This window comes from Amycolatopsis sp. NPDC054798 (assembly GCF_053611505.1).
The window spans coordinates 116,444-123,837 of record NZ_JBSHAM010000019.1 but is presented as its reverse complement, the minus strand read 5'-3'; the positions used below and the strand labels follow the sequence as shown (position 1 = coordinate 123,837).

Here is a 7,394-nt window from a genome sequence, read left to right as displayed (position 1 = left end):
GAGGTCGCCTGACGCGGCCGCCCGCTGTCCGTGAAGGGGTCCTTGAGGGGATCTGATTCCCTCAAGGAGCCCTTCACGGACTTTCCGCGACTCAGGGACCGGGCCGCGGCAGCCGGGCCGTCGAAGCCGCTCACGCCGTCCGCAGCACCCGCCACGCGGAGAACCCCAGCAGCACCATTTCCGCGGCGGAAAACCCGACCAGCGCGAGCGGGCTCGGCACCCACAGCAGCGTCATGCCGACCAGCAGCACCGGCACCACCAGCCCGGCGTAGGCCGCGAGGAAAATCCCCGCCAGCACCTCGCCCCGGGACAGCGGATCGGCCAGCGCCGCCACTGTCCCGACAGCGGCCCGGAACCCGAGCCCCATCCCGCTGCCCGCGAGCACCGACCCGGCAAAGAACAACGCCAGCGAAGGCAGCAACGCGGCCACCGAAAGCACCGCCAAGCCGACCGGCATCAGCACGAACCCCAGCCGCAGCTGTGCTCGCGACGCCATCGGCGCGAAGACCACCTGCGCCACCGCGGCCGCGCCCAGCATCGAGCCCGCGGTGACTCCGGCGAGCATCCGGTTGTGCTGGTGCAGCCCTTCGGCGAGCAGCGTCGGCGCGAGCGACATGAACAGCCCGGTGATCGCGAACGCGGCGAACACCCCGATCGCCGCGCCGACGAACGCCGGGCGCGCCGCGGCGGGCAGCGACACCCGCTGCGGCCGGTACGCCGGACGCTCCTCGCGCCGTTCGACCGTCTCCGGCACCAGGCACACCGCGAACGCGGCGACCAGCAGCACGATCAGGAACACGACGAACGTGCTGGTCAGCGGGCCGTCGATGTACTGCGCGAAAACGCCGCCGACGATCGGGCCGATCCCGAGGCCGCCCATGTTCACCACGGTGGCGATCAAGCCGGAGCGGCCGAGATCCTGATCCGGACGAGCCACCGCACGCAGCTCCGACAGATGCGCGGTGGCGGTGGCCGTCAAAGCACCGATTCCCACGCCGCACACGAAGCGCGCGATCAGCAGGCCAGGGACCTCGGGCCAGAGCAGGAACAGAACTGCGGACAGCGCCTCGGCGAGTGTCGAAGCGAGGATCACGCGGCGGCGGCCGAGCCAGTCGCTGACATGCCCGGCGAAGTAGAGGCTGGCCATCACGCCGACCGCGTACGCAGCGAAGACGACGGTGACCAGGAACGTCGGAAATCCGTCCCGCTGCTGGTAAAGCGCGTACAGCGGGGTGGGAACGGTGGAGAACGCGAGGCTCGCGGCGAACGCGAACGCGATGACCCGGAACCCCCAGCCGTGGCTGACGCGCCATCCGGCCGGGGCGGTGAAAGCGGGCGGAGCTGTGGTGACCATGTCGACCTTCCGAGCGGGAACCTACGCCTGAAACGATCCCCCTCCCCACTCATCAAGTCCAACGAAAAGTCTTGGTCAGAGTTATCGGAATACGCGATAATCGGGCTATGGAGACGAGGCAGCTGGAGTTCTTCGTGGCGGTCGCCGAGGAGCTGAGCTTCACGCGGGCGGCGCAGCGGCTGTTCGCCACCCAGTCCACGGTCTCGGCGACGATCCGCGCGCTGGAGACCGACCTCGGCGCGACGCTGTTCGACCGGTCCACCCGCCGGGTCGCGCTGTCGGCCGCGGGCGTGCTTTTCCTGCCCGAGGCGAAAGCGGCGCTGGAATCGGTGGAGCGGGCCCGCGAGGTGGTCCAGCAAGCGTCCGCCGGCCTGCGCGGGAGCCTCCGGATCGGCACGCTGACCAGCATGAACGCGTTCGATCTTCCGGTGCTGCTCGGCGCGTTCCACCGCAGGCACCCGCTGGTCGACCTGCATCTGACGGTGTCGCTCACCGGCTCGTCCGGACTCGCCGACGACGTCCGCCACGGCCGGCTCGACGTCGCGCTGCTCGGTCTGTCCCGGTCGGAACTGGGCGGCCTGGACGCGACGCAGCTGGCCAGCGTGCCGTACTACGCCGTGCTGCCCGAAAGCCATCCGCTCGCCCAGCGCGAGGCGGTCCAGCTGCCGGACCTGGACGGCGAACTGTTCGTCGACTGCCCGCGCGGCTTCGGGAACCGGCTGGCGGTCGACCGCGAATTCGCTGCGCTCGGGCTTTCGCGCCGGGTGGCCGTCGAGGTCGCCGACCTGCGGACAGTGCCGCGTTACGTCGCCGCCGGGCTCGGTGTCGCGGTCCTGCCCGGCACCGCCCGGCTGGGACTCCCGGGCGTCGTGGCGATCCCCCTCGCCGAAACGTCGCTGACCTGGCCGCTCACCGTCGTGGTCTCCGCCAAACGGCCGCCTTCGCAGGCACTGCGGACGCTGCTGGACCTGTTCGTTTCGGCCGCGGCGGAAGGAGATATTACGGAGTTCTGACCGGGCCCTCGGCTGGTTGGGCGTGCGGAATAGCGACCGGTGCGCCAGCGTCATCCTGTACACGGATTCCGCGATGGGAGAGAAGGAAATGACGGAAAAAGCGATCCTGGCCGGCGGGTGTTTCTGGGGCATGGAGGAGCTGTTCCGCCACCAGCCCGGCGTCACCGCCACCCGCGTCGGCTACAGCGGCGGCGACACCCCCAACGCCACCTACCGCAACCACGGCACCCACGCCGAAACCATCGAAGTCACCTACGACCCCGAACAGACCGACTTCCGCGCCCTCCTCGAATTCTTCTTCCAAGTCCACGACCCCAGCACCAAAAACCGCCAAGGCAACGACATCGGCACCAGCTATCGCTCCGCCATCTTCTACACCACCGACGAGCAAAAACGCATCGCCGAAGACACCATCGCCGACGTCGACGCCTCCGGCCTCTGGCCCGGCAAAGTCGTCACCGAAGTCACCCCCGCCGGCGACTTCTGGGAAGCCGAACCCGAACACCAGGACTACCTCCAGCGCTACCCGCATGGCTACACCTGCCACTTCCCGCGCCCCGGCTGGAAACTCCCCAAGCGCGGATGACCGATTATCCAGCGGCGGCAGTCCAAACCGGACACGTCGAACCGGTGCCCCGGCGAGTGCGTGGTGTGCTCGCCGGGCAGACCGTTGTGGACAGCACGCGGGCTAAATACGTCTGGGAATGGCCGTACTATCCGCAGTTCTATTTTCCGTTCGACGACGTTCTCCCCGGCGCACTGGCCCCCGAGGACGACGGGCGTTTCTCGCTGCGCGCCGGCGAGGCCGAAAAGCCTGCTGCCGCTTGGGTAAACGACTCCGTCCTGCCCGGGCACGTCCGGTTCGCCTGGGACGCACTGGACGCCTGGTTCGAAGAGGACGAACAGGTTTTCGTCCACCCGCGCAACCCGTACACGCGGGTGGACGCGTTGCGCTCGACCCGGCACGTCCGGGTTCGGCTGGACGGCGTGACCTTGGCGGAATCGTCGTCCCCGGTGCTGCTGTTCGAAACCGGCCTCCCGACCCGGTACTACTGCAACCGCACCGAAGTCGATTTCACCCACCTGGTCGCCGAGCCCGGCATGGTCACCGCCTGCCCGTACAAGGGCGAGACGTCCGGCTACTGGTCCGTCCGCGTCGGCGACGTACTCCACGAGCACCTCGCCTGGACGTACGCCTACCCGGCCGCGGCGGTCCTGCCCATCGCCGGGCTGGTGGCGTTCTACAATGAGATGGTGGACATCGAAGTAGACGGCGAACTTCTTCCCCGTCCGCGCACGCATTTCTCGCGGTGACTACACCCGGCCGAACGCCTCCGCGACCGCGGCCGCCAGCCGGTCCCCGCGATCCTCTTGCCCGGCGGGCACGGTGACGCAGACGGTGAACCGGTCCGCCCACGTCATGATCCCGACCGCGACCGGGACCCCGGGAGCCAGCGACAAGACCGGGTAGACCGTGCGGACGAGCGCACCGTTGAGCACCACCGGCGACCGCGCGCCGGGAAGCACCGAGGCGATGGCGCTGAACCACGTGCCGCGGTAGACGAGCTTGGCCGCGCGGCGGTGCAGCGCCGGAGGCAGCACGCCGAGCACGCGCACGACAGCGTTGCCCGCACGGGGCGCGCCGTGGCCGACCTGGTCGGACAGCATCCGGTCGGTCGCCCGTACCCGTTCCGAGAGGGACATCGCACCGGTCGGCAGGTCTACTGACGCCGCGCCGGTGTGGTTGCCGAGCTGGCGGAAGGTTCCGGTGTCGCGGACCGACATCGGGATCAGCACCCGGAGCCGATCCGGTGCGTTCACACCCAGTTCACGATGCAAGGCCTCGGCGACGAGCGCGAGGACGAGGTTGGTCGTCGGCACCCCCGTCCGCCGCGCGGCCTTCCGGACCTCGGGGGCGGACAGATGGGCCCGCGCGAAATGCCGCTGGGGGCTGCCGATGCGCTTGTCCCAGTGGACCCGGGGCGCGGCACCGGCTCGGGCAAGGGTCCAGACGCCCCGGGCCAGGTCGGTGATTTGATCACGGGTTGTGCCGCCGGACTGGGATTTCGCCCGGCTGGGGTCGGTGGCGCGGCTCCGGGGTCGGCGATCCGCGCCGGGCTTGGCGCGGGCGGATCCGGCGACGCCAGAACTGCCAGCCGATCCCGCTGGCCCTTCAAGCCTGTGCCACACCGGGGCCGCCATCCGGGCGAGCACCTCGCGGACCGGGCCTGCCAGCCGGGCGAGTCCCGCCCGCACCGCACTCCGCCCGGGGTGAGCCCTGGTGCGCCCCAATGCCACATTGGGTGCGTCAGAAGCACCCAATGTGGCATTCGGTGCGTCAGAAGCACCCAATGCCACATTGGGGCGGCTCCCCCAGCCCTTCCGCCGAGGCACCGCCACCGGCTCCAGCGGCTCCTTTCCCCGCGCCTGCCCCACCAGCGCACTGATCACCGCGATCCCGTCGCTGGCCGCGTGGTGCAGCGCGATCAGCAACGCCCCCTGCTCCCCCTCGATCCCGGTCACCAGCCGCGCCCGCACCGGATGCTCCGGCGACACCGGCTCCGAGAAAAACGCGTCCATCTCCCGGGTCAAAGCCGCGTCCAACGGCGCGTCCGGGCCGACCCGCACCGACGTCAGCACCTCCGCCGACGTCCGCCCCGGATCTTCCTGCCACCGTGCCCGCCACAACCCGCTGCCGGGCAGCAGCCGCGTCCGCAAACCGGGCGTCGCCGCCAGCAGATGCTCCGCGTCCGCGCGGGTGACCGGGGTGCCGTCCGCCTTGGGGTCGAACAGCAGCACCGCACCGACCTGCTGCGGCACCTCCGGAGTGGCCACGTGCACGAACAGCGCGTCCTCCGGCCGGAGCCGCTGCGTCGGCGGGTTCAACGGCGCGGAAACCAGCGATGCCAAGGCAGTCGTCAGCGGGGTGGCCGTCTCGCAGTGCCGGGCGACCGCTTCTGCCATCTCCTTGAGCCGTTCCGGTTCGGCCAGCAGGCCGCGCACCGTCTCCGCCAGCTCACCGTCCTTTGTGGACACCAGGGCGAGCCCTGCCGCGGCCATCAACTGGGCGTTGGCCTTGCCGTGCGCGGCGATCGGGCGATGCATCAGCACCGGACGTCCGCACGCCAGCGCCTCCAAGGACGTCGCCCCGCCCGCGTTCGTCACCACGACGTCCGCCGCGAGGGTGTACGCCTCCGGCTGGTCCGTCCAGCCGACCACGCGCAGCCGCGGTTCGTCCAGCGCCCGCAGCGAGGCGGCCGCCGCGTCGTTGCGTCCGCAGATCGCGATCGGCACGACCGACGGGTCCGCCGCCAGCAGCTCCCGCACCGTGGTCTCGATCTCGCCGAAACCCAGCGAGCCGCACGAAACCAGCGGGACGAACGCGTCCGGCGGCAGCCCCAGTTCCTGCCGCGCCGCCGTCTGGTCGCCGGGCCGGAACACCGCGCGCACCGGCGGCGCGGACACCCCGACGTGCGCCGAGGGCGACGAGCGCAGCGCGGGCGCGACCGCGACGTCGTGCATCACCATGGTCAGATCGGCCGCGCCGTAAACCCAGAACGGATGCGGCGCGAAGTCGGAAACCCACGCACCGATCGGCACGCCGAGTTTTCCCTTGCGCCGCAGCCACGCCAGGCCCGCGGTGCCCATCGGATACGTCGAGAGCACCAGGTCCGGCGCGAATTCGGCGACCGGTTTCGCGAGCCGCCGCCCGCACCAGGAGGCCGTGAACCACCGCGACGCGGCGGCGAACCACGGAATCCGCCAGATCGCGCCGTAAAAGAACTCGTACAGCCACGGGACGCTTTCCACATTGGCGACGTAAATCCGCTGGAAAAGCCCTTCGAAACCGGGGCCGAGCCGTTCGAGCGCGTTGATCCATTCGACTGTCGCGTCCGGCCAGCGATCCCGCACCGCGTCCTCGAGCGCGCGTCCCGTGGCGTTGTGCCCCTGCCCCATGTTCGCGGACACGATCAGCACGCGCTCCAACGCTGCCCCCTCTTCGCTAGCAAGCGGTCCCGGCGAGGCCGTACCCGTCGTCCGGGTCCGAATCGGGCCGCTGCCCGGGCTCGTCCGATGCGGTTTCCTCTTGTTCCGGCGGGATTTCCGACTCCGCCGACAAATGCGACGCGCGCGTGGACAGCAGCGCGATCCCGACCACGATCACCAGCCCGGCCAGCGCCTCGCCGAACAGCGCGAGCGGCCTGCCGTCGGCCGATTCCCCCATCCACGACAGCCCGATCGCGACGCCGACCAGCGGATCGAGCGCGGTGATCACGGCGAGCGCGGGCGTCAGGAACCGGCCCTGCTGGAACGTGTTCTGGCTCAACAGGAATCCCAAGGGCCCCACCACGCACACCAGATACAGCGTCCAGTGCCGGAACGGTTCGCCGATCCCCATCCGGAACTGCCCGGCGACCACCTTCATCAGCCCGGCGGTGAGGCCGTAGAGCACGCCGGTGGCGACCGCCAGCCCGAGCACCCGCCAGGACCCGGAATTCGTTGACGCGGCAACAACAAGCGAGACCAGGGTGAGCGCGGCGAGCGCGATGCCGAGCGGCAGCAGGTCGCCGCCGCTGACGAGCGTTTCGCTGTTGCCGCTCGGCCGGGCGACCACCAGGAACGCGGCGAGCCCGGCCACGCACAGCAATCCGCCGAGACTCATCGTGCGGTCCGGGCGGCGGCGCTCCAGCCGCGCGGACGCCAGCCCGGCGAACATGAGCGACGTCACGAGCAGCGGCTGGACCAGCAGCAACGGCCCGAACGCGAGCGCCACGAGCTGCAGCACCAGACCCAGGATGGTCGCGGCGATCCCGATGAGCCACAATGGGCGTCCGACGAGCCGCTTGAAGAGCGTCAGGTCGAGCGGCTTGCCGGTTTCCACTTCTTTGGTCGCCCTGGCCTGCGCTGCGCTCGCGAGTCCCATGCACGCCGCGCCGGCCACGGCGGCGGGGACAGCCACGACCAGCGACATCCCCGTAACTGTCACGGACTCTTCACCTCACACCGTCCCCATCCGCCGTGCTTAT

At 70.5% G+C, this 7,394-nt stretch carries 6 protein-coding genes; 3 read left to right on the top strand and 3 right to left on the bottom strand.

The genetic code is table 11. The features are described 5' to 3' along the window. Positions 1–130: 130 nt before the first annotated feature. Positions 131–1,354, bottom strand: a complete 1,224-nt coding sequence (locus ACWGIC_RS15030) for an MFS transporter (RefSeq protein WP_452076492.1) — start codon at positions 1,352–1,354, stop codon at positions 131–133. A gap of 107 nt (positions 1,355–1,461) precedes the next feature. Between ACWGIC_RS15030 and ACWGIC_RS15025 the strand changes: the two genes are divergently transcribed. The 3 genes from ACWGIC_RS15025 (at position 1,462) to ACWGIC_RS15015 (ending at position 3,681) form a co-directional block, all read left to right on the top strand. Further along, complete coding sequence (locus ACWGIC_RS15025; RefSeq protein WP_452076491.1) at positions 1,462–2,367, top strand: LysR family transcriptional regulator; 906 nt, start codon at positions 1,462–1,464, stop codon at positions 2,365–2,367. Positions 2,368–2,455: 88 nt separating this feature from the next. Beyond that, positions 2,456–2,953: a peptide-methionine (S)-S-oxide reductase MsrA gene (msrA, locus tag ACWGIC_RS15020; protein ID WP_452076494.1), complete on the top strand. Its 498-nt coding sequence runs from the start codon at positions 2,456–2,458 to the stop codon at positions 2,951–2,953. Next, the gene (locus ACWGIC_RS15015; RefSeq protein WP_452076490.1) at positions 2,950–3,681 is read left to right on the top strand and encodes a DUF427 domain-containing protein; all 732 of its coding nucleotides are present in this window, start codon (positions 2,950–2,952) and stop codon (positions 3,679–3,681) included. Before msrA ends, ACWGIC_RS15015 begins: the two co-directional genes overlap by 4 nt. On the opposite strand, the gene ACWGIC_RS15010 is transcribed toward ACWGIC_RS15015, so the two are convergent. Then, positions 3,682–6,345, bottom strand: coding sequence for an MGDG synthase family glycosyltransferase (locus tag ACWGIC_RS15010; protein ID WP_452076489.1), 2,664 nt, complete (start codon positions 6,343–6,345; stop codon positions 3,682–3,684). 25 nt (positions 6,346–6,370) lie between these two features. Next, the gene (locus ACWGIC_RS15005) at positions 6,371–7,354 is read right to left on the bottom strand and encodes a DMT family transporter (RefSeq protein ID WP_452076488.1); all 984 of its coding nucleotides are present in this window, start codon (positions 7,352–7,354) and stop codon (positions 6,371–6,373) included. Between the last annotated feature and the right edge of the window lie 40 nt (positions 7,355–7,394).